The sequence below is a fragment of the Paraburkholderia sediminicola genome (assembly GCF_046026855.1).
GTDB lineage: Bacteria > Pseudomonadota > Gammaproteobacteria > Burkholderiales > Burkholderiaceae > Paraburkholderia > Paraburkholderia sediminicola_A.
The window spans coordinates 78,666-101,266 of the sequence record NZ_JAQQET010000029.1 but is presented as its reverse complement, the minus strand read 5'-3'; the positions used below and the strand labels follow the sequence as shown (position 1 = coordinate 101,266).

Below are 22,601 nucleotides of genomic sequence, written 5' to 3'. Positions count from 1 at the left end.
TACACCGGCCCGTCTTCATATCCTGTTTGTTGTCCAACGTTACCGCTTCGACAACTGAAAACGCCACCTTGCCGCCGTGTGTGCAGCAAACTCGGTACCTGGAGGGACCCTTAACCCGCCGCTCCGACCTTTTCCGCCAGCTTCGCGTCGTAACTCGAATGGACATGGACCCGCTTTTTCTCCGGAAACGCGTACGTGTATGCCTTGCGCAGCGCTAGCGATGCCTCATGAAAGCCGGACAGAATCAGCTTCTGCTTGTTCGGATAGTTGGCGATGTCGCCAACCGCGAAAATGCCGGGCCGCGAGCTTTCGTAGTTGGAGGTATCCACATCGACGCGACCGCCGTGGGTCGACAGATTCCATTGTGCGATCGGCCCAAGATCGGCGACCAACCCGTACAGCACGACGAGTTGCTCCGTTTCGAGCTGCGTTTCGCCTTCGATATGCCGCAGCGCGATCGATTTCAACGCATCGCCCTCAACGCCGAGCCCTGAAATCGCGCCGACAATAAAGTCCATCTCCCCCGCCTCGACCGCCCGGCGCATCGACTCCACACTCGAATCCGCCGCACTAAAGCCGTTGCGACGATGCACCAGCGTCACGCGCCGCGCGACCTGGCGCAATGCCAGCGCCCAGTCGAGCGCGGAGTCGCCGCCGCCGGCCACCACCACGGTCTTGTCGGCGAAATCGGCGAGGCGTTGCACGCTGTAGTGCACATGGCGCGATTCCAGCGGCACGGCTTCAGCCAGCGCCAGTTTTTGCGGGACGAACGCACCGTTCCCGGCGGCAAGCAGAATCGCCGCCACGTCGAATACGAGACCGCGGTCGGTGCGCACAGTCCAGCGCCCGTCGTCGCGCTGCTCGACCGACTCGACTCTCTGCTCAAGATGGATCGGCACATCGAACGGCTTGCATTGCGCCATCAAACGCTCGACCAGCTCGCGCGCGGTACATGACGGAATGGCGGGAATGTCGTAGATCGGCTTGTCCGGATAGAGCTCCGTGCACTGCCCGCCGATCTTGTCGAGCGCGTCGACAATCTGGCATGACAGGCCGATCACGCCCGCTTCGAAAGCGGCAAAGAGACCCACGGGGCCGGCGCCGATGATCAGGATATCGGAGCGAACCGGTTGCGGAAGCTGGTCTGCGGGGAGCGTCATTCGGGATCTCATCGGGTAGGTGAATGACCCACCATACAGAATCGACCGAAACCCGGCAACGATGCCATTACAAGCGGTAAGGATAGTGTTCTGTAGGTCTGGAACGAGGAAGGCTGTGCCACCGGACGTTGGCGCCGTTTCCAGGACTATCGACTCGGCACCGGAGTTCCGACGACCCCGCCGATTTCTTTGTAATGGTAAAAATGCGCCTGCATGGCAGACGCAGTAATGGGAACCGCGACAGACGCGAGCACAACTACAGTTGAATGGCCGAGCGAAAAGAAGAAACTGGACTGTCACTTCCGAGTCTCAGCAAGCTATCTAATAAGGATAACTATGCTTGAGCCAAACAGGTAGTCTACAGCCGTCAACTTGACAAAGCCATCGGTCAGGATCCTCGACAACGGACATTTACATGCGTTAGTGATTTGCCTCCCTAAGCACGTCTATGAACGCCCGCAGACCAGCAGGCACGTGGCGATGCCCAGGGTAGTACAGGCAGAGCCCCGGGATGAACGGGCACCAGTCCTCCAGCACGGTAACCAGCCGGCCGTCGTCCAGCCAGTCGTGGGCCGTGGACTCCGGTACATACGCGAGGCCCAACCCATCGGACGCGGCCTCAACCATCAGACCGTTGTGATCCAGCGTGAGCACCCCGGAAACATCGATTGCCACTTCCTGCCCGTGCTTGCGGAACTCCCAGCGGTAGCGTTTGCCGCTCGGCAGACGTTGACGAATACAGTCGTGGCTACGAAGGTCGTCGGGCGTGATGAGTGGTGTGCGACCCGCCAGATACGAAGGCGCTGCAACGACTACGAAGCGAAGATCATCGCTGATGCGCACCGCCACCATGTCGCGCGGGATCGACTCGCCAAGCCGTACTCCGGCATCGAAACCTTGCTCGACGATATCGACGAGCCGTCCCTCCGCGACCAGGTCGAGCGCCATGCCCGGAAAGCGCTTCAGAAAAAGCGGCACCACTGTTTTCAATAACAGCCGCGCCGCACTCTCATTTGCATTGATCCTGAGCGTGCCGCTCGGATTGCCGCGCGCATCGGCGACGGCATCCAGTGCGTCGTCGAGATCGCGGAGCACGGGCGCAAGCCGAGCGAGCAATGCTTCGCCGGCTTCTGTCGGCGCTACGCTACGTGTCGTGCGATTGAGCAGGCGCACGCCCAATTCGCGCTCCAGTGCGAGCATGGCGTGACTAAGCGAGGAGCGCGAAACGCCGAGTGTATCGGCGGCACGGCGGAAACTCCGATGCGCTGCGACAGTGGAAAACGCGGTCAGATCGGCAAGTGTCGGCTTGGTCATTGGTGGCGAATTTTCACGGGGTCATACGCACTATAGAGACTTCTCTGACCAACGACGGGTACCTAGACTGGTAATCAGGCAATGCCATTCCATACACTTTGTGGAGAGACACACCATGATGAAGACCTGGTTTATCACCGGCACGTCGTCAGGCCTCGGTCGACTACTCGCTGAGCGCCTGCTGCAACGCGGCGATCGGGTCGTCGCGACGCTGCGGCGCGAGGGGGCGCTCGATGAGCTGAAAAAACAGTACGAAAACCGGTTGCATGTGCTGACACTCGATGTCACCGACATCCGCGCGGTGCACTCGAATATCGCTGCCGCATTCGAAGCGATGGGCCGTATCGACGTGGTCGTGAACAACGCGGGCTACGGGTTGTTCGGCGCGGCCGAGGAAGTGACTGATGAACAGATAGTCAGGCAGATCGCTACCAATCTCACTGGATCGATTCAGATCATCCGTGCCGCGCTGCCTCACCTGCGCCGCCAGGGCGGCGGCCGGATCGTCCAGGTCTCGTCCGAAGGTGGACAGATCGCTTACCCAAATTTCAGCCTCTATCACGCTACGAAATGGGGCATCGAAGGTTTCGTCGAGTCAGTAGCGAAGGAGGTTGCACCATTCGGCATCGACTTCGTGATCGTGGAGCCGGGGCCGACGAGCACGCAGTTCGGTGCCGGTCTCGATCACGCAGTGCCGATGCCTGAGTACGACGATACCCCGGCAGGCAACGTCAGGCGGGCGATTGCGTCCAACAGCTTTGCAATTCGGGGCGATGCAGGCAAGACAGTCGCCGCAATGATCGTTGCGGCGGACTCGGTGCATCCGCCGTTACGCCTGACGCTTGGCGGCGGTGCCTACGACTCGATCAGGGCTGCGTTGGCTGAGCGCCTGAGGGTGCTTGAAGCACAGAAGGACATCGCGTTTTCAGTCGACTCGATAAGCTAGGCGGACCGGCACAGAGGGGCGCGATGCTCAAGTGCCGGGAGCGTTCGTGCAGCCGCACCTGCTCCCGGAGAAGTCGGTTACCTGGGCGGTGGCAGCGAAGGATCGAGCTTCGCCGATTGCCTGACGAGCTGATCCGTCATCGCGGCCGCGACCGGGTTCGAGCCCGTGCCTGGCTTCGAGCTACGTTGGTCCATGGCGGTGCGAGCAGCGGACATATCCGGCGGAGGCAATGATGGATCGAGCTTCGCCGATTCCCTGACCAGTTCGTCCGTCTCCGGTGTCGAGCCTTGAGTCGTTATCGCGCGACGGTCCGGACCATCTCCTCCACGCTGGGCGCGCTGCGCCGGAACCACCTTCGGCGCTCCCGAGTCCTGCACGTTCACCGACGCGACTGCCGTCGACGGCGCCTGCTTCGGTTGTGCCTCCGGTTTCGGTTGCCCGGTGACTTGTGAGGCGGCCGGACTGGATGCGCGCGCGGCCGTCATGGGCGCAGGTGCCGCTGCCAGAGCGGGAGCCGGAGCGGGAACCACCGGCTGCTGCGCGTTGGCAGTACTTTTCGTGATTGTGCCGGATGACGGCTTCGACTGGCCGATGCTGCCGTCCGTCACGTGATCGCCGACGCGCGAATCCACGACCGGAGGGCGTGCGGATTTATCCATGGCGGCCGTGACTTCTGCCATTGAGCGGCGGTCCGCCTGAAGGAGCATCAGGTACGTGATCCCTGCTGCTCCGAGCAGGAGCCCTCCAATAATCATCAAAATCTTTCGGGTATTCATCATACTTACTGACGGATCCTGCAAATGATGCGAGCCAGCCGTGATAAACGACTGATCCCGGTTTTAATCAGACAAATGACGGCATTGGCGGACCTGACGAGCAGGAACGGGCGAGCGATATCCAGAGAATTGCCGGGTCGTCCGTCCGTGCTGTAGAAACGGGCATTCGCTCAGGCTGGCTGTTCTGATCGGTCTAACGACTGCGAACGCCATCCGACGCACAGAGCCACGCGAGTGACCGACGCTCGAGCAGTAAGCGACGGTCAAATGCCTTCAAAGACGCACGGACGTTTGGCCGCCGCCTGACGCCTGACGCCTGACGCCTGACGCCTGACGCCTGACGCCTGACGCCTGACGCCTGACGCCTGACGCCAATGGTACCGAAAGTGTTTCACTAAAAAACCATCGGATCATTTTGTTACACCTCTTACCGAGGCCCCAACCGGCAAGTTACAAAAACCTTTCGGTGGGCGGTTATACTCGGCGCCGTCCCAAAAACTAAAGACCTTTTATGTCGAAGAAAATCTTCCAGATTGTTGCCATTGCAGCGCTCGCCACTGCAACGTCGTTACCGGCGGTGGCCGGCGACATGAACAATGCCCTTGGCGGCGCGCTCGGCGGCGTAGCCGGCGCTGCCCTGGGTGGCGCGATAGGCGGCAGCACAGGTTCGGTCATTGGCGGTGCAGTCGGCGGCGGCGCCGGCGGCGCAGTCACGTCAAACCGCAGGGAACGCACGGGCGCCATCATCGGTGGCGCGCTCGGGGGCGGTACCGGCACAGCGGCAGGCAATGCGATGGGCGGCCGCACGGGCGGCCTCGTCGGCGCGGCCGTGGGCGGCGGCGCGGGTTCAGCGCTTGGCGGTAACATTTCGCGGTCCAATTCGTACGCGGACGACTATGCCCGCGGCTACCGACCGAACAAGCGCCATCACAAGCATCGCCACTATGACTGAACGTTGAGCAAAAAACAGCGTGGTTCAATCAAAGGTTAAGCCCGAAACGCCGAATACCTTTCGCAGCGCTGCACGGGCGATTCTCATGTGGGCCAGAACCGGCGCTTGATGAACCACGCCAGCCTCTTCAATCGCCATAGCGGCGCAAAACTCCGACCGCAGCGAACGACTCCGCGATTCCCTCCATCGCGCCTTGTCTGACGCCAGCCCGCATTACCAAATTCCTCGTCATAGCCTCCGGCGCACCACCAGATAACGGCTCCGGACGGTTCACACCACTTTTACACGGGTAAGGGCAAGGACGCTTGCGCTGCGGCCGTCCCCATGTTTCGCCGATGGCCGGCCAAGGCCCATTGAATAGATTAAATTTATGGAACTATAAAAAAACAACATTATTTTTATAGTCGACGACTTCGTATAGTCGAGCCCAGTTTGAATGCGCCCTACGCTCGGTGCCCTCCTTTCCCGCTACTGGACCACGATGAAACTACTCAAGTTCGCCCCTCTCGCGATCGCCGGCGCGCTCTCCAGCGCCGCCCATGCGCAAAGCAGCGTGACGCTGTACGGCCTGATTTCGGCGGGCGTCGGCTATGCGACGAATCAGGGCGGCAAAAACGCGTGGCAGGCGCTCTCGGGGACCAACCAGAATCCGCGCTGGGGGCTGAAGGGCATTGAAGATCTGGGTGGCGGCACGACCGCGATCTTCCAGCTGGAAAACGGCTTTAACGTGATGAGCGGCACCGCGTCGCAAAACGGCCGCGAATTCGGCCGCCAGGCGTTTGTCGGACTCGCCAGCAAGACGTTCGGTACGCTGACGTTCGGTCGTCAGTACGACACGGTGCACGACTACGTCGGTCCGGTGATCATTGCGAGCAACGGCGTGAACATCGGCGACAACGACAACGGCTATAACGACATCCGCGTGCAAAACGCGGTGAAATACGTGACACCCGACTATCGCGGCCTGAAGGCCACGGCCGAGTACGGTTTCAGCAATGCCACCGGATTCGCCAATAACAATGCGTACAGCTTCGGCGCCGGTTACGAGAACGGCCCGCTGAAGTGGAGCGTGGTCTACGCGCAGTACAACAACCCGTTTAGCGCGACCAACCCGGACGGCGCGATTTCGAACGACTATGCCTCGTCGCTGCTGATCTTCGCGAAGAGCGCGCTGCATCCGGCTGCGTATGCGAGCAAGCAGCGCATCTTCGGCACGGGTGGCTTCTATACGGTAGGCCCCGCGCAATTTGCAGCGCTCTTCACCGATGTCCGCTACGATTATCTCGACGGTTCCCATCTGCATTTGCAGAACTACAATCTGAACCTGAACTACCACGTGACGCCCGCGTTCATTCTCGGCGCAGCGTATGCGTTCACGGACGGCAAATACGATGTGATCAACACGAGCCCCAAATGGCATCAGGTCAATCTGCAAGCCGACTATTTCCTGTCGAAACGCACCGACGTCGCGTTGACGGTGATCGCGCAGCAAGCCGCCGGCGACGCGCAACATGCGCAGATTTTTGCCTACGCTCAATCCACCGGCATACGTCAGATGATCGCGACGGTCGGCATGCGCCACGTGTTCTGACAATGACGAATTCATTCGATTCAACGCAAGACCGGCGCGCGTTTTTGCGCACGGCCATGGGACTGGCTGCGGGTGCATCGGCCTGGCCGATGCTGGCCGCCGCGTCGGGTGCTGCCGGGGCGGATAGCGCGACAAGTGGCACGTCATCTTCGAGCGCTCCCGCTTTGCAAAGCGGCGCGCGCCGCAGCGTGATCATCGATTGCGATCCCGGTCAGGATGACGCGATTGCCATCCTGTTCGCCCTCGGCGCGAGCGACCGGCTCGATGTGCGTGCGATCACGGCGGTCGCGGGCAACGTGCCGCTCAATCTCACCGAACGCAATGCGCGCATCGTGCGGGACTGGGCCGAGCGTACGCAATCTCTGCCGGTGTATGCGGGCTGTCCACGCCCACTCACGCGCGAACTGATCACGGCCGCCACCGTGCATGGCAAGACCGGCCTCGAAGGCGTGCCGCTGCATGAACCGCTCGCGCCTCTCGCGCCGCAGCACGCGGTTGCTTTTCTGATCGACGCCTTGCGCGCGGCGCCGCCGCATAGCGTGACGCTGTGCGCGCTCGGCCCGTTAACCAATCTCGCCACCGCGCTCATCGAGGCACCGGAGATTCGCAACAGCATCCGCGAAATCGTGCTGATGGGTGGCGCGTTCTTTGAACGCGGCAACATCACGCCCGCGGCCGAATTCAATATCTACGTCGATCCGCAGGCCGCGCAAGTCGTGTTTGCCAGCGGTGTGTCGATCGTCGTGCTGCCGCGCGACGTCGCCGTGAAAGCGCCGATCACGCCGGCACGGATCGCGCCGATTCGCGCGCTCGGCAATCGCTGCGGCACGATGGCCGCCGATATCATGGCTGCGGAAGTCGCGTATCAGAAGGGACGCCGGGGCGTTGAAGAAGCCCCGATGTACGACCCCTGCGCCACTGGCTACCTGATCGAGCCGTCTCTATTCAAAGGACGTGAGGTCAACGTGATGATCGAGACAGTCGGCGAATGGACGCTCGGTGAAACCGTGGTGGACTGGAGCGGACACAGCGGCCGTAAGCCGAACGCGACCTGGATCACCGAAGTCGACGCGGACGGTTTTTACGCCACCTTGCGCGCCCGGCTCGCCACACTGCCCTGAGTCCGTGAAAGACTCGACAACGCTCATGCATTCAGCACACGTTGCGTCAGATATGCGCGGCGATCCACTCGCGGCAAGCCCGCACGTGCGGACCGCGATCGTCGCCGGCGAGCGAAATCAGCGCGATCGAACGGGTGACAGGCGGTTTGTCGAGGCGCAACGCGACCAGTTCCGCGTCATGCAGATGCATGGTGTAGAGACTGGGCAGCACCGCAATTGCCAGACCGTTGCGCACCAATTCGTACAAAGGCTCCGTGTACTCGACGCGGTATGCGACCGTCAGTTGCAAACCTTCGGCTCCGCCGGTGCGCCGCAATGCATCGCTGACGCTGCCGCGCACGAACACCGCCAGATCGCGGCCTACCAGCTTTGCCCACGCAAGGCTCTTCTTCTGCGCGAGCGGATCGTCACGGCGCACCACCCCCACGATCTGATCCTCGAACAGATCCTGGTAGCGCAGCGCGGCTTCGCCGTCGTTGTCCGCCGCGATCGCATCGGGTTCGTGCACGCCGACGCCGAAATCGACCGCGCCCTGGCGCACGGCATCGATCAAGGCGGTGTTCGGCATGTCGTTCAGCGTGAAGCGCAACGAGGGTTTTTGTGCACGCAACAAGGCGAGCGCGGGCAACAGGCGTGCCGCAGCCGATGGAATCAATCCGATGCGCACCGTCTGCACACGTTCGGCGAAGGTGCTCGCCATATCGTCGAAGGTGCCGCGCGCCTGATTGAGCAGCCGTTCCGCGAGCGGCAGCACGCTGGCGCCCGCATGCGTCAGCGTCAGCCGGTGCGCGGAACGCGCGAACAGCGGGCCGCCGAGCAGAAATTCGATCTGCCGGATCGCTGCGGTCAGCGCCGGCTGCGTCAAGGCGAGCGATTGCGCGGCCTGCGTGAAACTGCGTGCATGCGCAAGCGTGACGAAGTACTGGATTTGCCGCAGCGTGAGCGCGGGCAGCAGGGACGAACGGTCGGTCATGGAGTGCAATGCATCGACGCAATGCGCAGCAGTATAAATGGCGTAGTAACAGGATGAATCAATTGATCAATAACGAATCTTCAATGCCGACAACAAACAACCCGGCCAGGCTTGCGCACAGCGGGTGGCTCGAACGGCGTTTCGCGCTCACCGCGCGCAAGACCAGCGTGCGTATCGAAACAATCGCCGGCATCACGTCGTTTCTCGCGGCCGCCTATCTGCTGGTGGTCATTCCGTCGCTGCTGTCGGCGGGCGGCATGGATCGCGGCGCGGCGACTACCGCAACGATTCTCGTGTTCGTGCTGAGCACGGTATTGATGGCGCTGTATGCGAACCTGCCGTTTCTCGTGGGACCCGGCATCGGCGGCTCTGTGATTCTGGGCATCACGCTCGCGGGCGAGCACGTCGCATGGCAAACGGGTCTGGGCATTGCGTTCGTGTCCGGCGTGCTGTTCCTGATCCTGACGCTGGTGGGCGCGCGCAGTCTCGTGGTGCGCCTGATTCCGGCGCAGATCAAGCTCGGGCTCGGGGCATCGATCGGTTTGTTCATCGCGGTGCTCGGCTTCCGTAACGCCGGGATGGTGATTGCCAACGCGAAGACCAATGCGCTGGCACTCGGCGATTTCTCGCGTCCCGGCACCCTGGTTGCATTGATCGGTCTCGGCGCGGCTGTCGTGCTGCAAGGCCGCCGCGTCCCCGGCGCGATTTTGTGGGCAATCCTGATTGCGGCCGGCGCCGGTGTGCCGCTCGGCGTCACGCATATGCCCACGTCGTTTCTGTCATGGCCACATAGCATTGCGCCGATCGCGTTCAAGCTCGACATTGCGAGTGCATTGAGCGTGGCTGCAATTCCGTATCTGTTCGTGTTCTTCGCGGCAGAGTTTTTCTCGACGCTCGGCACCACGCTCGCGGTCGGCGCCAAAGCGGATCTGCTCGACGAAAATGCGAATCTGCCGAACATCAATCGCCCGTTTCTCGTCGATTCGATTGCCGCAACGCTCGGTCCGATGCTCGGTATTCCGGCGCTCACCGCGCTGGTGGAATCGGCGGCAGGCGTTGAAGCGGGTGGGCGTACCGGCCTCTCCTCGCTCGCTGCGGCCGCGATGTTCGCGCTGATGCTGTTGTTCGTGCCGGTCGCGCTGGCCATTCCGAAAGAAGCGACTGCCCCGGCGTTGATCCTGATCGGGCTGTCGATGTTCAGCACGATTCGCCATACCCATTTCGACGACTTCAGCGACTCGCTGCCCGTTCTTTCGATGGTGCTGCTCACGCTGATGTCGAACAGTTTCGGCACCGGCATCGCGGGCGGCCTGCTCTGCTATGTCCTCGTCAAGCTGCTCGCCGGACGTTTCCGTGAAGTACCGTGGGGCCTCTACGTGCTGGCCGTGCCGCTCGGCTATTACTTCTATACCGTGGTCAAGCCGCATTGAGCTCTTCATTTTAGTGACCCAGCGTAGCTGCACGTTTCATCCTGCATTTGCACTAAACTGAATTTTCGTCGAGTCTTACGCACTACCGAAAACCATACCGACATGAAAGAGACATTGGGCAACGTGCCCGCATCGCGCCTCGGCATTACGCTCACCGACGCCCATCGCGCCTTCTTCACCGCCCTGCCGAAGGTCGAGTTGCATTGCCACCTGCTGGGCGCGGTGCGTCACGAGACTTTCATCGCGCTCGCCGAAAAGAGCAACGCGCCGATCGATCGCGAAGAGATCGACGCGTTCTATACGCGCGGCGAAAAACCCGTCGGTGTGCTGCGCGTGCTGCGTGCGCTCGACGAGCATCTGCTTACGCATGCAGACGACCTGCATCGCATCGCGTATGAATATCTCGCCGATGCCGCCTCGCATCAGGTGCGCCATAGCGAATTCTTCTGGAATCCTACCGGCACCGTACGTGTCTCGAAGATTCCCTATGCGGATGCGCAAGCGGCCATCGTCACCGCAATTCGCGACGCCGCGCGCGACTTCGGCATCAGCGCGCGACTGATCCCGAGCATCGACCGCGAAGCCGATCCTGACGAAGCGGTCGCACTGGTCGACTGGATGTGCGCGCATCGCGCGGACGAAGTGGCTGGCCTCGGCATCGACTACCGCGAGAATGACAGACCGCCTGAGTTGTTCTGGAAGGCGTACCGCAATGCACGTAACGCCGGCTTCAAAACCACCGCGCATGCGGGCGAATTCGGCATGCCATGGCGCAATGTCGAGACGGCCGTCGACCTGCTGCAATGCGACCGGATCGATCATGGCTACACGATCGTCGGCAACCCGCAGTTGGCGGCTCGCTATGCGGAGCGCGGCATCGTGTTCACCGTAGTGCCGACCAACTCCTACTATTTGCGCATGCTCGCCCCGGAAGTCTGGGCCGAACAGCATCCGATGAGACGCATGCCGGGCCTGGGCCTGAAAATCCACCCGAACACCGACGACCCGACGCTACACAAAGTAACGCCGAGCGAAGCATGGCAATTGATGCATAGCCACTTCGGCTTCAGCATCGCCGAGTTGCGGCAGTTCATGCTGAACGGTATCGACGGTGCATGGGTCGACGAAACAACACGCCACGCATGGCGCGCAGCGTGGGGCGCGGAGTTCGACGTGTTGGCGGCGGCCCTGCCCGCTTAAGCGGAACAGCACCTCGGGTTAAGCGACTCGCTCAGGCGCCGCCCACGCGGCGTCATTCACCAATCCACGAACCGCGCAAATCGCTATCGTGCAGCAATTGCAGCAACGTGCCCGCCGGACGGCTCAGCCGTTTGGCGGCAAGCGCGATGAATTCCACCGAGGGCAGCGTCGGCAGACTGGCCGCATTAAGCGGCGGCGCCAGGCCCCGCGCGGCCAGATACTGCGGACGAACCGTTATGCCAAGCCCGCCCCGCGCGGCCGCGATGCAGCCCGCGTGACTGCTGCTCGTGCACACCACCTGCCAGCTGAAACCGGCTTCGGCGAGTGCATCGAGCACCACGGCCCGTGTCACACTCGGCTCGGCGACCAGAATGAGCGGCAAGGGCTGGCTGAGATCGACCAGCGTACCGGTGCGCGCCAGCCACTCCAGCCGCCCCGTGAAAAGCGGTACGCCGCGGCGGTCGCCCAGACGCCGCTTACCGACCAGCAAATCGATCGAACCGGCGTCCAGCAACTCATACAGCTTGCCGGTCATACCGATGGTGATTTCCAGTTCGACGTCGGGGTGCGCGTCGCGAAACGCCGCCAGCACCGTGGGCAGCGGCCCGAGCGCGACGTCGTCCGATGAGCCGAGCCGCACGCGCCCTTTCAGACGCGGCGCGCGAAACTGCGATTCGGCCCGCGCGAGCGCCTGGAGGATCACGCTGGCGTGCGCGAGCATGGCCTCGCCGTCCGGGGTCACGGCGAGCGAATGGGTGTCGCGCACGAACAGGCGCCGCCCGACGCTCTGTTCGAGCCGGCGGATATGTTCGCTGACGCTGGACTGCGTGAGATCGAGTCGCCGCCCCGCCTCGGTGAAGCTATGGCAGGCCGCGACTGTCGCGAAGGTCTTGAGCCAGATGGGATTGAGCATGCGCCATTGTCGCCCTGGTTATCGGCAAAGTCGATAACAGTCAATGTCCCTAGTGGGGTTCCCGATTGACGGTAATGTCAATATCATGACGGAATCCCCCCAACGACTGCTTCGAGCACGGCCCGCCGGTCTGTCCGCCCCCGCCGCCCCGTAGCTCAATTGAACAATGAACAAGGATTCCGCCCAGACAGCGCTACTCTGGATCGTCGCCGCCGGCTTTTTCATGCAGTCGCTCGACACGACGATTGTCAACACGGCGTTGCCGTCGATTGCGAACAGCCTGCACGTCGCGCCCCTCGCAATGCAGCCGATCGTGGTCGCCTACACGCTGACAATGGCGATGCTCACGCCCGCTTCGGGCTGGCTCGCCGACCGCTTCGGCACGCGGCGCGTCTATTTCGTGGCGATCCTCGTGTTCGTACTTGGTTCGATCTGCTGCGCGAGCGCGCATACGCTCGGTCAACTGGTGATGGCGCGGGTCCTGCAAGGGCTGGGCGGCTCGATGCTGCTGCCGATCGGACGGCTCGCCGTCCTGCGCAGCGTCTCGAGTGAGCAATACGTGTCGGCGCTTGCGTTCATTTCGATTGCCGGCCAGTTGGGGCCCATCGCCGGGCCGACGCTCGGCGGCTGGTTCGTGCAGGCCATTACATGGCACTGGATTTTTCTGATCAACGTGCCGATCGGCGCATTGGGGCTCTACGCGGTACAGCGGTATTTACCGGCGCATGGCGAAACTCAGGCGCCGCCGTTCGACTTCGTCGGTTGCGGGCTGTTGTCGCTGTGCATGATCACATTTTCGCTGGCCTTCGAAGCACCGGTCGAGACGCACCGCGCGGCATGGTCGGCGGGTCTCTTCGCGCTCGCCGTGGTCAGTGCGCTCGCCTACATTCCACACGCCAGGCGCCGCAGCAATCCGCTCTTCAAACTCTCGCTCTTCAGCGAGCCGAATTTCAGCGTCGGTCTGATCGGCAACCTGGTGTGCCGCATCGGCTCGAGCGCCGTGCCGTTCCTTGTGCCCTTACTGCTGCAATTGCAACTGGGTTACTCACCGCTGCATTCCGGCCTGATGATGCTGCCCGCCGCACTGGCCGGCACCCTCACCAAACGCTGGATTGCGCCGCTCGTGCGCCGCTATGGCTACGACACGTTCCTGCTCGTCAACACGGTGATCGTGGGGTCGGCGATCGTTGCGTTCGCATTGATTACGCGTGGTACGCCCCTCATCGTCGAGATCGTGATTCTGGCTGTGTTCGGCGGCGCCAACTCCATGCAATTCGCGGCGATGAACAGCGTCACGCTCAAAGGCCTCTCGCATGAAGATGCCGGCAGCGGCAACAGCCTCTTTTCGATGGTGCAGATGCTCGCGATCGGGTTGGGTGTTTCCATCGGCGGCGGGCTGGTGAATCTGTTCACGGCGCAATGGGGATCGGCGGCGCTTGGGTTCCGCCTGAGCTTCGTATGCGTGGGTGTCATCACGCTGGTGTCCGCCTGGGTATTTCGTCATCTCGACGAGGCGCCAGTCACGCGCGAGGTGCCTGGCCAGGCAACCCAGGGCTGATATGCCTGACGCATGACGAGCAGCGCAGTCCATCCATGCACCAGGTGAGATCATCCGGATTAGCGCCTAAGCGGGCACCTGACGCGATAGCGTGACTGCCGTTCCACTCATGATGCAGCGTCATCGATCCGCTCGGACAGATGGCCTTTCCCAACGTCGACACATGAATTCAAACGGCGTTTCGCGTTAGCATGTCACGCATTAATGCGTAACAAGGGAATATCACATGCCATTTGACGAGCGCATGCTGAACGGCATGGGCGTGCTGACGGCGATCGTCGACTGCGGGAGTTTTGCGGCAGCCGGCGAAGCGCTCGACATGTCGCAATCCGGGGTCAGCCGTTCGGTTGCCCGGCTCGAAGCGCGTCTCGGTATCCGGCTATTCGACCGCACTACCCGCTCGGTCACACTGACGGATGAAGGCCGGCACTTTTACGAACAGATCGTGCCGCTGCTCGGCGGACTCGAGGAAGCCGCGGCTTCGGCGGTTCTGGGCGCCACTGCGGTTCGCGGACGGTTGCGCGTGAACATGGACCCGTTCTTTTCGCGTCTCGTGCTGGGGCCGAGGCTGGGTAGCTTCATCGATAAGCATGCCGATCTGCAACTCGAGTTGGTTACGCGTGACCAGTTAGGCGATATGGTCGCGGACGGCTTCGATCTGGCGATCCGTTTCGGCGACCCGCCGGTTTCGACGCTGATTGCACGCAAGCTGCTCGACACGCGGATTCTGACCGTGGCTGCGCCGTCGTATCTGAAGAAACACGGACATCCAGCGAGCCCGGCCGAACTCGAAAGTGGCAAACACGTGTGCATCAAGTTCCGTGATCCGCTAACGGGTTACCCGTTCAGTTGGGAGTTTCACCGCGGACGCAAGAGAATCGTGATTACGCCGCAAGGCCGCTTGACCGTGAACGACGTCGGCACCTTGCATAGCGTGTGCGCCGCGGGCCAGGGTGTCGCGCAGATTCTCGCGCTCGGCGCCGAGCCCTTGCTCGCCAATGGCAAACTGGTCGAACTGTTTCCGGACTGGGGCGACGAGGTTTATCCGCTGTATGCGCTCTACCCTTCCCGACATCATCCGCCGGCCAAGGTGCGGGCATTCTTCGACTTTATCGTTTCGCTGACGGGGGGCCCGATACGCGAAACGGTTGCTTGAGTTGCGGTGGGCTGAGCGCGATGCGCTACCGAAAACCACCGATCGCCGACCACGCGTCTGTCAGCGCAGAGGGCGCCACTTCGCATCCTGTACGGTAGCGTGCAGACATAAAGCCGCCCCGCGCGCACGCTAGGTGAAGGTACTCACAGCGCGTACGGACGATCTATGTCGAACTACCCATTTGAGAGCGAGCTTGCTCATCTCGAACAGATTATTCCATTTCTCATGACAGCCCCACCGCTGGGTTTGCCCTATTGGCGGCGGCGGATTCTCGCCTTGTCACCCCTTGAAGGACAACTGCCGCGTGACAGCGCCCAACGTATAGGCAGATTGATGGACGTATTCGAAAAGATCGAACGCAAGGCGTTAATGGACTCAACGGCAACGGCGGTAGCGACGGCAACGGCGCGGTAGCGCGCCCACGGCGCGGCGATGCATTGATCTGCGAAAACGGCGCAAGCATTCGTTCCGCTGCAACGGTAATGATGGGTCGCGCGCTGCAGGCACGGAATCGGGTAAAGCGCGACTGTGCTGCGACCGGAAGCGCAACTGGGCACGGCACAAATAGAAAAACCGGCTTTACGCCGGTTATTTTCGTTCCGCACGTTTAAAGAGCGGCGGGTTTCTTCTTGAGTATCAATGGGCGACGCGCTTGCATCAGCGTACGCTTCGCGCCCAGCCACTTCGTCACGTGCTTGACCCATTGCTTTGGTGCGGGCTCATTGCCCTCACCTTGCGGTTCGTTTGCCGTGGTTGTGGCCGTTTTTTCGCTTTCAGCGAGACGTGCTGCTTCACGCTGCCGTTTGCTATCGGCGATTTCTTCTAGGTTGACCTGGTCATCATCCATGCTGGAACTCCCGCGACAAAACAAGGCGAGGCGCCGGTAGGCGCCGCACTGCTTCGGCTGTGGAACAAGGCGGCGAACGGCAGGTCCGGTTGGACGTGCCGCGCCGCGCTGCGTCAAGCAATCGTATAGCGGTTTTGCGGACCGCCGACATACAGACCGCGAGCGAGCGTGAGGATTTGCTCGCGATGACGGTCGAAAGCCGCCAGCACTGCCGGTTCGTCGGAGCCCGCACTCGGGCTCAGATTCGAAATGACCGAATCGTTGACAGTGAAGGCGATTTCGCGCGCGTTGTCATAGCCCCAGAAATTGACGCAGTGACGGAAGGCGTCATAGCTGCGGCTCGGGTTCGGGAAGTTGAGAGACATGTCACGCTCCCGTGGTTTTGCCTTCTTCACGGTGCGCCGAATGTGGGGCGCGGTCAAGGTGTTGTTTGTAAGTGTCAGGGTTTGGCCCTGCGGGGCGCTTTGGTTGTCTGTATGCCTGCGGTGGTGGGCTTTTCTTGATCTGTTTGCCTGCGCAGCGCTTATTATTGTGTGCCTATGGCGTTGGCCTTTCCTTGAATTCTTATTGGTTTATTAGCGTTGCCCCTGTGCGGGGCGGCACTTACTTCTCTTTGCCGCCGCAAAGAGAAGTAAGCAAGAGAAAGCGGCTCACACCGCTAATTCTTAAGCGGGTCCCTCGCACAGTCGCGGTAGTGGTGCATCTGGAATCCGTGTTCCCGCACATTCAGCCCTGTGACAAGGCAGTCATACTTCCCGCCTCGCACTACGTGCTCGCCGGAAGGGTCCATCAGGAAACATGGGCTTCGTTTGGGCATTGTGGGGGCCAGCGGCTTCACCTTGGCGACGGCGGAATTGCATGAGAAAGCTGGGCTTCGTTTCGGCGCGGAGGGAGCCATCGGCTTCGTCTCGGTGAAATGCCGATTAAGCGTGAGTGCTAAAACACAGCAATGTTTTAAGAAGTGCGCTTCGGCGCGCGCAGCGCCGCCGGAAGTATGACGGCCTTGTCACTCACGCCGAATGTGCGAGAACACGGATTCCAGATGCACCACTACCGCGACTGTGCGAGGGACCCGCTTAAGAACTAGCGGTGTGAGCCGCTTTCTCTTGCTTACTTCTCTTTGCGGCGGCAAAGAGAAGTAAGTGCCTGCCCCGCACAGGGGCGACGCTAATAAACCAATAACAAAACAAGGAAAGGCCAACGCCATAGGCAACCAGACAAGCAAGCGCCGCGCAGGCAAAAAACCCCCATCACTTAACTTCATCCAGCAACGCCTTCACCGCCCCCCGAGCCTCTCGCGCAAGCTCCTTTAGATCGACACCTTCAATCTGATCATCAACAACAACCCGCTTCCCAGCAGAGAAAAGCGCCGCCAGCGAAGGCCTCCCACCGGAGGCAACCGGTCCAATCGCCGGATCATGCAATCCAAAATACCTCGGATCATCGAGCCGATAAACCGCAAGGTCCGCGGCATAACCCACGGCAACCTTCCCGATTTCATCCAGGCCCATAATCCGGGCGCCACCCGCCGTCCCCCAATGAATCACATCGGCCACACTCGCCGCATCCGCTCCGCCTTCGAAGCTGCCGCCGCGATACTTCGGCTGCGCCAGCATGCCGCGCCGCGCGCGCTGCGCAAGCCACGTCATGTGCACTTCGGAAATCATATCGGCCGCTTCGTTCGAAGCCGCTCCGTCGACGCCGATCGACACCGGCACACCCGCATCCGCCATCTCCCGCACCGGGCAAATACCGCTGCCCAGCCGCCCGTTGCTCTGCGGACAATGCGCGACGCCCGTGCCTGTCTGCGCTAGCAGCGCGATTTCGTCGGCGTCGACTTTGACGAGATGCGCGTACCACACATCGCTGCCGAGCCAGTCGTGCTCGCCGCAGAACGCGACCGGCGATTGCCGGTACATCGAATGCGCACTGTCCTGATAGCCGACCGTCTCCGATAAGTGACTGTGCAACCGCAAGCCCAGCCGGCGCGCAACCGCCGCCGTCTCACGCATCTCTGCAGGAGAGATCGAATACAACACCGTGGTCGGCGCCATCACGACACGCTGCATCGCTCGCGGTGAAGCATTGTGGTATCGGGCAGCGAGCCGTTCGATATCGGCGACGTAGGCGTCAAGGGTCTCGGGTCGTAACGCCGTCGGCAATTCGGCCTCGAGTTGCCGTGTTTGCGTCGCGCCGCCGCGCAACAGTACGAAACGCAAACCGAGTTTCTCCGCTTCTTCGAACAGAATCGCCGAACTGTCGAACGGCATGCCCGGGTAATACACGTAGTTGTGATCGGCTACCGTCGCGCAGCCCGAACGCGCGAGTTCGATCAGGCCGATGCGCGCCGCGAGCCGGAAGCGCCGCTCGTCGAATAGCGCACGAAAGCGATACGGCGTCGCGGCAAGCCACGGTGTGAGCGTCGCATCGAGTCCGGCCGTGTCGCCCTTGAGCAGAGACTGGAACAGATGGTGATGTGTGTTGACCCACGCCGGATAAATCACGCAATCGGTGGCGTCCACTATCGTCTCGTCAAGCCGCGGCGTGAGCGCGCCGATTGCGTCGATCGTATCGCCGACGATGCGAATGTCGGGACCAGGCACACGCGATGGATCATCTGCCGTACCACGTCCGCCTGTCATGATCGCAGCCGCGTTGCGAATCAGCGTGGAGGGTTGGGTATCGTATGTTGTCATAAGCCTGAGCGTGAAAAATCAAAGTTGGCTATCGTGCCAGCCACGCAAACCGATGCGTGACACCCATGCCGTGATGGCGAACAAGACCACTCCCGTCACGGTGATCAGCAGCAACGCCGCAAAGAGCCGGGGAATATTCAGCTGAAAACCCGCCTGCAGAATCTGATAGGCAAGCCCTGCACCACTGCCCCCCGTTCCCGCGACGAACTCGGCGACCACCGCGCCGATCAGCGACAACCCACTCGAAATCCGCAGGCCCCCGAAGAAATACGGCAACGCGCTCGGAATCCGCAAGCGCACCAACGTCTGCCAACGGGTCGCCCGATTGATCCTGAAGAGGTTGATCAATCCCGGATTCACGCTACGCAAACCGAGCGCCGTGTTCGAGATGATCGGGAACAGGGCCACTAACGTCGCGCACAGCACCAGCGCCACATTCATGTCCTTGACCCAGATGATGATCAGCGGCGCGATCGCCACAACCGGCGTTACCTGCAACAGAATCGCGTACGGAAACAGGCTCGCTTCGATCAGCGGACTCTGCACGAACAGCAAGGCGATAACGACGCCCAGCACGGTGGCAAGCGCAAACGCCAGCAGTGTGATTTTCAACGTCGCCAGCAAGCTGCCGAACAGCAAAGGCGCGTCCTGGACCAGCTCGGTTACGATCGCCGACGGCGACGGCACAAGATACGCCGGCACCTTCATCAGCACGCACCAGCTCTGCCACAACGTCAGCACCACCATCCCGACAACCCACGGCGCAATCGCTTTTGTCACACCTGGACGTTGCAACCACGGTCGACGTTCGGGCTTCGCAGCCGCAGGGCTCCGCGTGCCGTTAGTGTTGGCCGAATGACCCGCAAGCGCTTCGCCTGTCATGATTGCACCCCCGTTTCCTCATTCTCGAACGACGCGCGATGCGCATCGGCAATCAGCTCTGAGAGCGTCTTGCAGTGCTGCATGAACGGCTCACTGACGCGGAATGCGTCGTCGCGTTCGAGCGGACCGTCGATCGGTACTTCAGCGATGATGCGGCCCGGCCGCGCCTGCATCACCACCACGCGACTCGACAGATACACGGCTTCGTAAATGCTGTGTGTGACGAACACCACCGTCATGCCGCGCCGCTGCCACAGCGCGCGCAAATCGCTGTCGAGGCGGTTGCGGGTGAATTCGTCGAGCGCGCCGAATGGTTCGTCGAGCAACAGCAGATCCGGCTCGGTGACGAGCGCACGCGCCAGCGAGGCGCGCATCTGCATGCCGCCCGACAACTCGCGCGGCAGCACCTTACCGAACTTCGCGAGCCCCACGCCGTCGAGTGCCTCGGCGACACGCGCATCGGCTTCAGTGCGCGGCACGTGCGCGAGATCCAGCGGCAAGCGCACGTTATCGGTAACGGTTGCCCACGGCATCAGGGTCGCTTCCTGAAACACCATCGACATGCGCCGCCCTGTCGAGCCGACCGTGTCGAACGGCTGACCCCACCAGCGCATATGGCCGTGCGTCGGCGTTTCGATGCCGGCGAACATCTTCAGCAAGGTGCTCTTGCCGCAACCGGACGGCCCGAGCAAGGAGATGAATTCGCCGGGTTCGATCGAAAGCCGCACGTCTTCGAGCGCGACTGTGCCGTTCGGATAGCGCTTGTCGACGCGCTGCACCGACAGCAACGGTACAGGCGGCCTCGGGGAATAAGTTTCGGTCGACGCCATGATCATTCCTCCACGTTGATGGGGAACACTTCGCGAAATACTTCAGACTCGCCGTTATCGTTCAACAACTTCAGTAACATGCGGCGCATCAGCAAACCGGGCTGATCCGATTCCATATGACATTCCTGCTGACGGCGTACGTCGACGCAGGCGTCGTAGTCCGTGGCTTCGAGAATGTCGCGGTCTTCGTCGGTGATCGGACGGTCCCAGTCGATCAGTTCCTGCGTCGAGCACGCGTCTTCGGTGTCGTTGCGATAGAGCCACTGCGACAGCATCAGCGTGTGGTCGTCGATCGGCGTCGCGCAGTTATAGATGATGTGATGGATGCCGCTCGCCGGATACACGCAGCCGAAGCGGCGTGCAAACGGCATATACCAGCGGTTGATCAGATGGCGTTCGGTAATTTCCTCGGTCGTGCCGGTGATGCGATAGCTCGCGGGTGGATTGCGCACGGGCACATGCGTCTCAGCTTCGAAGCCCCACGCGTTCGGCCGGAATTCGTACTTCGACGGCTTCGGGTTGTCGAACAGGCCAAAGTTGCCTTTGTGCACGAAGCTGAAGTGCGAGTTGTCGAATGAGTTTTCCATCATGCGCAGCGGGCTCGTTTCCCAACGCTCGTAGAACTGCAGGATGCGGCGACAGCCAGGCGCGCCTTCTTCTGGAAACTCGGGAATCGGCTGCAGCGGATCTTCGAGTGCAACCCACGCGTAACCGTAGCGTTCTTCGCAGTGATACGACGGCACGATCGCGCGCGACGGAATCGCGCTGCCGTTGTTCTGCGGAATCTTCACGCATTGACCCGTGCAGTCGTAAGTCCAGCCGTGATAACCGCAGGCAATATTGCCGTCGCTGTCGACAAAACCTTTCGACAGTTTTGCCGTGCGATGACAACAGCGATCGCGCAGCGCATGCGGCTTGCCGCCTGCGCCCTTCCATAGCACGATCGGCTCACCCAGCAAAGTGAACGGCTGCGGACCGGCATCGAGTTGCGTCATCGGCATGATTGCGTACCAGAAGCGGCGCAAGACTTTTTGTCGGGTGACCAGCATAGTGAAACTCCTTCTTTGAGCGTTCAGGCGTATAAGCGGCACAGGCGTTAAGGAACCCTTAGGGCATAACCTTGGCGTTCTGGATGTATTGAAGCGTGTAGGCCGCGTGATAGTCGGTCGCGGGCTTGAGCAGCTTCGCCCCAACCATGTAATCGAAGGTCTTCTTCCAGCGCGCGTCAGTCATCGTGCCAATGCCTTGCGTGGCTGCATCGCCGCCCGTCACGAGCTTGAGCTTCTTCAACTGGGCGACGCCGTACGCGAGTTGCGCGTCGCTCATCTGCGGGTTGTCTTTCTTGATCAGCGCATTAGCGGGCGCCGGATCGTTCAGATAGCTCTTCCAGCCTTCCATCGATGCCTTCACGAAACGCGCCACCATGTCCGGCTTGTTCTTCATCGTGTCGCGCATCGTCACGATGGTCGAGTTGTACGGCGGATAGCCGTCGTCGGCGAACAGGAAGAAGTGCGCGTTCGCATGCGCCTGCTCGGCCTGAAACGTTTCCGACGACGGATACGCCTGCATCGCCACATTCGGATCGGCGAAGAACGGTTGCAGGTTGAAGGTGTACGGACGTGCCTGCGCTTCCGTGTAGCCGTACTTCGCTTTGAGCCACGGCCACCAGGTCGTGCGGCCCGAGCCCGCGACCAGAATCGTCTTGTTCTTCAGACCCGCGAGGCTCGTCACGTCGGCGTGGGTCATCATGCCTTGCGGGTCGAACTGGAAAGCCGCGGCGACCGTCGTTACGGGAATGCCGGCTTCGACGCTGGAGAGGACCTGGAAGTCGTAGCCCATCAGGAAATCCGCCTGGCCCCCGGCGAGCAATTGCATGCCATTGACTTGCGGACCGCCCATTTTGATCGTGACATCCAGCCCGTACTTCTTGTAGATACCCGTCGCGACGGCCTGATAGAAACCACCGTGTTCGGCTTGCGCGTACCAACTGGTCAGCAGCGTCACGTGATCGTCGGCGTGGGCCGACGGTACGGCGAGCGTGACACTGGCAAGCACCGCGGCGCTTGCCGCGCGTGCGACTAACAAGCGAGACGGGGAACGAAGCGAGCGGCCACCCAAGGCAAGTCGGGCAATGCGGGAAAGAAAACGCGTAACGCGCATGACTGAACTCCGTGTGAACGTGGGGATAGTTGGGATCGTAAGAAAGCAATGCGATAAAGAGCGCTCGACGTGACCCATACGACGTGCGTGAACGAC

General features: G+C 61.5%; 21 protein-coding genes. 9 read left to right on the top strand and 12 right to left on the bottom strand.

Annotated features, from left to right (window positions below; translation table 11 throughout):
• Positions 1–110: 110 nt before the first annotated feature.
• A complete protein-coding gene (locus tag PQR40_RS27940; RefSeq protein WP_408241578.1) occupies positions 111–1,160 on the bottom strand; it encodes an NAD(P)/FAD-dependent oxidoreductase in 1,050 nt (349 codons plus the stop codon).
• 420 nt (positions 1,161–1,580) lie between these two features.
• On the bottom strand, positions 1,581–2,474 hold the full coding sequence (locus PQR40_RS27935) for a LysR family transcriptional regulator (protein WP_408394415.1): 894 nt from the start codon (positions 2,472–2,474) through the stop codon (positions 1,581–1,583).
• A gap of 115 nt (positions 2,475–2,589) precedes the next feature.
• Between PQR40_RS27935 and PQR40_RS27930 the strand changes: the two genes are divergently transcribed.
• Positions 2,590–3,420 (top strand): SDR family oxidoreductase, encoded by an 831-nt coding sequence (locus tag PQR40_RS27930; protein ID WP_408394413.1) that lies wholly within the window; start codon positions 2,590–2,592, stop codon positions 3,418–3,420.
• 77 nt (positions 3,421–3,497) lie between these two features.
• Here the strand turns inward: PQR40_RS27930 and PQR40_RS27925 are convergent, their stop codons facing one another.
• The gene (locus PQR40_RS27925) at positions 3,498–4,100 is read right to left on the bottom strand and encodes an extensin (RefSeq protein WP_408394411.1); all 603 of its coding nucleotides are present in this window, start codon (positions 4,098–4,100) and stop codon (positions 3,498–3,500) included.
• A gap of 607 nt (positions 4,101–4,707) precedes the next feature.
• On the opposite strand from PQR40_RS27925, the gene PQR40_RS27920 reads away from it, so the two are divergent.
• The 3 genes from PQR40_RS27920 to PQR40_RS27910 all read left to right on the top strand — a co-directional run bounded on the left by PQR40_RS27920 (position 4,708) and on the right by PQR40_RS27910 (position 7,860).
• Complete coding sequence (locus tag PQR40_RS27920; RefSeq protein WP_408241590.1) at positions 4,708–5,148, top strand: hypothetical protein; 441 nt, start codon at positions 4,708–4,710, stop codon at positions 5,146–5,148.
• Between the two features lie 481 nt (positions 5,149–5,629).
• Positions 5,630–6,739: a porin gene (locus PQR40_RS27915; protein ID WP_408241593.1), complete on the top strand. Its 1,110-nt coding sequence runs from the start codon at positions 5,630–5,632 to the stop codon at positions 6,737–6,739.
• A 2-nt stretch (positions 6,740–6,741) separates the two neighbouring features.
• Positions 6,742–7,860, top strand: coding sequence for a nucleoside hydrolase (locus PQR40_RS27910; RefSeq protein ID WP_408510281.1), 1,119 nt, complete (start codon positions 6,742–6,744; stop codon positions 7,858–7,860).
• A 46-nt stretch (positions 7,861–7,906) separates the two neighbouring features.
• On the opposite strand, the gene PQR40_RS27905 is transcribed toward PQR40_RS27910, so the two are convergent.
• Positions 7,907–8,833 carry a LysR family transcriptional regulator gene (locus PQR40_RS27905; RefSeq protein WP_408510280.1) on the bottom strand — a complete coding sequence of 309 codons (927 nt, stop codon included), beginning with the start codon at positions 8,831–8,833 and terminating at the stop codon, positions 7,907–7,909.
• A gap of 83 nt (positions 8,834–8,916) precedes the next feature.
• Here PQR40_RS27905 and PQR40_RS27900 point away from each other — a divergent pair, with 83 nt between their 5' ends.
• Entirely contained in the window at positions 8,917–10,263 is a 1,347-nt protein-coding gene (locus PQR40_RS27900) for an NCS2 family permease (protein ID WP_408340398.1), read from the top strand.
• A gap of 102 nt (positions 10,264–10,365) precedes the next feature.
• Entirely contained in the window at positions 10,366–11,463 is a 1,098-nt protein-coding gene (add, locus tag PQR40_RS27895) for an adenosine deaminase (RefSeq protein ID WP_408510279.1), read from the top strand.
• Positions 11,464–11,515: 52 nt separating this feature from the next.
• Here add and PQR40_RS27890 read toward each other — a convergent pair whose 3' ends face one another.
• A complete protein-coding gene (locus PQR40_RS27890; RefSeq protein ID WP_408241608.1) occupies positions 11,516–12,376 on the bottom strand; it encodes a LysR family transcriptional regulator in 861 nt (286 codons plus the stop codon).
• 166 nt (positions 12,377–12,542) lie between these two features.
• On the opposite strand from PQR40_RS27890, the gene PQR40_RS27885 reads away from it, so the two are divergent.
• The 3 genes from PQR40_RS27885 to PQR40_RS27875 all read left to right on the top strand — a co-directional run bounded on the left by PQR40_RS27885 (position 12,543) and on the right by PQR40_RS27875 (position 15,504).
• A complete protein-coding gene (locus tag PQR40_RS27885) occupies positions 12,543–13,934 on the top strand; it encodes a DHA2 family efflux MFS transporter permease subunit (RefSeq protein ID WP_408485674.1) in 1,392 nt (463 codons plus the stop codon).
• 226 nt (positions 13,935–14,160) lie between these two features.
• Positions 14,161–15,090 (top strand): LysR family transcriptional regulator, encoded by a 930-nt coding sequence (locus tag PQR40_RS27880; protein WP_408340403.1) that lies wholly within the window; start codon positions 14,161–14,163, stop codon positions 15,088–15,090.
• 165 nt (positions 15,091–15,255) lie between these two features.
• Positions 15,256–15,504, top strand: coding sequence for a hypothetical protein (locus PQR40_RS27875; RefSeq protein WP_408394401.1), 249 nt, complete (start codon positions 15,256–15,258; stop codon positions 15,502–15,504).
• Between the two features lie 193 nt (positions 15,505–15,697).
• Here the strand turns inward: PQR40_RS27875 and PQR40_RS27870 are convergent, their stop codons facing one another.
• From PQR40_RS27870 to PQR40_RS27840, 7 genes are all read right to left on the bottom strand, one after another.
• A complete protein-coding gene (locus PQR40_RS27870; protein ID WP_408241619.1) occupies positions 15,698–15,937 on the bottom strand; it encodes a hypothetical protein in 240 nt (79 codons plus the stop codon).
• A 113-nt stretch (positions 15,938–16,050) separates the two neighbouring features.
• Entirely contained in the window at positions 16,051–16,302 is a 252-nt protein-coding gene (locus PQR40_RS27865) for a DUF1488 family protein (protein WP_408241622.1), read from the bottom strand.
• An 885-nt stretch (positions 16,303–17,187) separates the two neighbouring features.
• On the bottom strand, positions 17,188–18,633 hold the full coding sequence (locus PQR40_RS27860) for an isoxanthopterin deaminase (protein ID WP_408340405.1): 1,446 nt from the start codon (positions 18,631–18,633) through the stop codon (positions 17,188–17,190).
• Positions 18,634–18,651: 18 nt separating this feature from the next.
• Positions 18,652–19,380: an ABC transporter permease gene (locus PQR40_RS27855; RefSeq protein WP_408510286.1), complete on the bottom strand. Its 729-nt coding sequence runs from the start codon at positions 19,378–19,380 to the stop codon at positions 18,652–18,654.
• Between the two features lie 131 nt (positions 19,381–19,511).
• Complete coding sequence (locus tag PQR40_RS27850) at positions 19,512–20,345, bottom strand: ABC transporter ATP-binding protein (RefSeq protein WP_408510278.1); 834 nt, start codon at positions 20,343–20,345, stop codon at positions 19,512–19,514.
• A gap of 2 nt (positions 20,346–20,347) precedes the next feature.
• The gene (locus tag PQR40_RS27845) at positions 20,348–21,394 is read right to left on the bottom strand and encodes an aromatic ring-hydroxylating dioxygenase subunit alpha (protein ID WP_408223288.1); all 1,047 of its coding nucleotides are present in this window, start codon (positions 21,392–21,394) and stop codon (positions 20,348–20,350) included.
• 58 nt (positions 21,395–21,452) lie between these two features.
• Positions 21,453–22,505 (bottom strand): ABC transporter substrate-binding protein, encoded by a 1,053-nt coding sequence (locus tag PQR40_RS27840; protein WP_408340409.1) that lies wholly within the window; start codon positions 22,503–22,505, stop codon positions 21,453–21,455.
• Positions 22,506–22,601 lie beyond the last annotated feature (96 nt).

Excerpts from the sequence above, each read along its gene's own strand:
- PQR40_RS27940 (WP_408241578.1), bottom strand. The coding sequence starts at position 1,160 with ATGACGCTCCCCGCAGACCAGCTTCCGCAACCGGTTCGCTCCGATATC.
- PQR40_RS27935 (WP_408394415.1), bottom strand. The coding sequence starts at position 2,474 with ATGACCAAGCCGACACTTGCCGATCTGACCGCGTTTTCCACTGTCGCA.
- PQR40_RS27930 (WP_408394413.1), top strand. The coding sequence starts at position 2,590 with ATGATGAAGACCTGGTTTATCACCGGCACGTCGTCAGGCCTCGGTCGA.
- PQR40_RS27925 (WP_408394411.1), bottom strand. The coding sequence starts at position 4,100 with ATGGCAGAAGTCACGGCCGCCATGGATAAATCCGCACGCCCTCCGGTC.
- PQR40_RS27920 (WP_408241590.1), top strand. The coding sequence starts at position 4,708 with ATGTCGAAGAAAATCTTCCAGATTGTTGCCATTGCAGCGCTCGCCACT.
- PQR40_RS27915 (WP_408241593.1), top strand. The coding sequence starts at position 5,630 with ATGAAACTACTCAAGTTCGCCCCTCTCGCGATCGCCGGCGCGCTCTCC.
- PQR40_RS27910 (WP_408510281.1), top strand. The coding sequence starts at position 6,742 with ATGACGAATTCATTCGATTCAACGCAAGACCGGCGCGCGTTTTTGCGC.
- PQR40_RS27905 (WP_408510280.1), bottom strand. The coding sequence starts at position 8,833 with ATGACCGACCGTTCGTCCCTGCTGCCCGCGCTCACGCTGCGGCAAATC.
- PQR40_RS27900 (WP_408340398.1), top strand. The coding sequence starts at position 8,917 with ATGCCGACAACAAACAACCCGGCCAGGCTTGCGCACAGCGGGTGGCTC.
- add (WP_408510279.1), top strand. The coding sequence starts at position 10,366 with ATGAAAGAGACATTGGGCAACGTGCCCGCATCGCGCCTCGGCATTACG.
- PQR40_RS27890 (WP_408241608.1), bottom strand. The coding sequence starts at position 12,376 with ATGCTCAATCCCATCTGGCTCAAGACCTTCGCGACAGTCGCGGCCTGC.
- PQR40_RS27885 (WP_408485674.1), top strand. The coding sequence starts at position 12,543 with ATGAACAAGGATTCCGCCCAGACAGCGCTACTCTGGATCGTCGCCGCC.
- PQR40_RS27880 (WP_408340403.1), top strand. The coding sequence starts at position 14,161 with ATGCCATTTGACGAGCGCATGCTGAACGGCATGGGCGTGCTGACGGCG.
- PQR40_RS27875 (WP_408394401.1), top strand. The coding sequence starts at position 15,256 with ATGTCGAACTACCCATTTGAGAGCGAGCTTGCTCATCTCGAACAGATT.
- PQR40_RS27870 (WP_408241619.1), bottom strand. The coding sequence starts at position 15,937 with ATGGATGATGACCAGGTCAACCTAGAAGAAATCGCCGATAGCAAACGG.
- PQR40_RS27865 (WP_408241622.1), bottom strand. The coding sequence starts at position 16,302 with ATGTCTCTCAACTTCCCGAACCCGAGCCGCAGCTATGACGCCTTCCGT.
- PQR40_RS27860 (WP_408340405.1), bottom strand. The coding sequence starts at position 18,633 with ATGACAACATACGATACCCAACCCTCCACGCTGATTCGCAACGCGGCT.
- PQR40_RS27855 (WP_408510286.1), bottom strand. The coding sequence starts at position 19,380 with ATGGTGGTGCTGACGTTGTGGCAGAGCTGGTGCGTGCTGATGAAGGTG.
- PQR40_RS27850 (WP_408510278.1), bottom strand. The coding sequence starts at position 20,345 with ATGGCGTCGACCGAAACTTATTCCCCGAGGCCGCCTGTACCGTTGCTG.
- PQR40_RS27845 (WP_408223288.1), bottom strand. The coding sequence starts at position 21,394 with ATGCTGGTCACCCGACAAAAAGTCTTGCGCCGCTTCTGGTACGCAATC.
- PQR40_RS27840 (WP_408340409.1), bottom strand. The coding sequence starts at position 22,505 with ATGCGCGTTACGCGTTTTCTTTCCCGCATTGCCCGACTTGCCTTGGGT.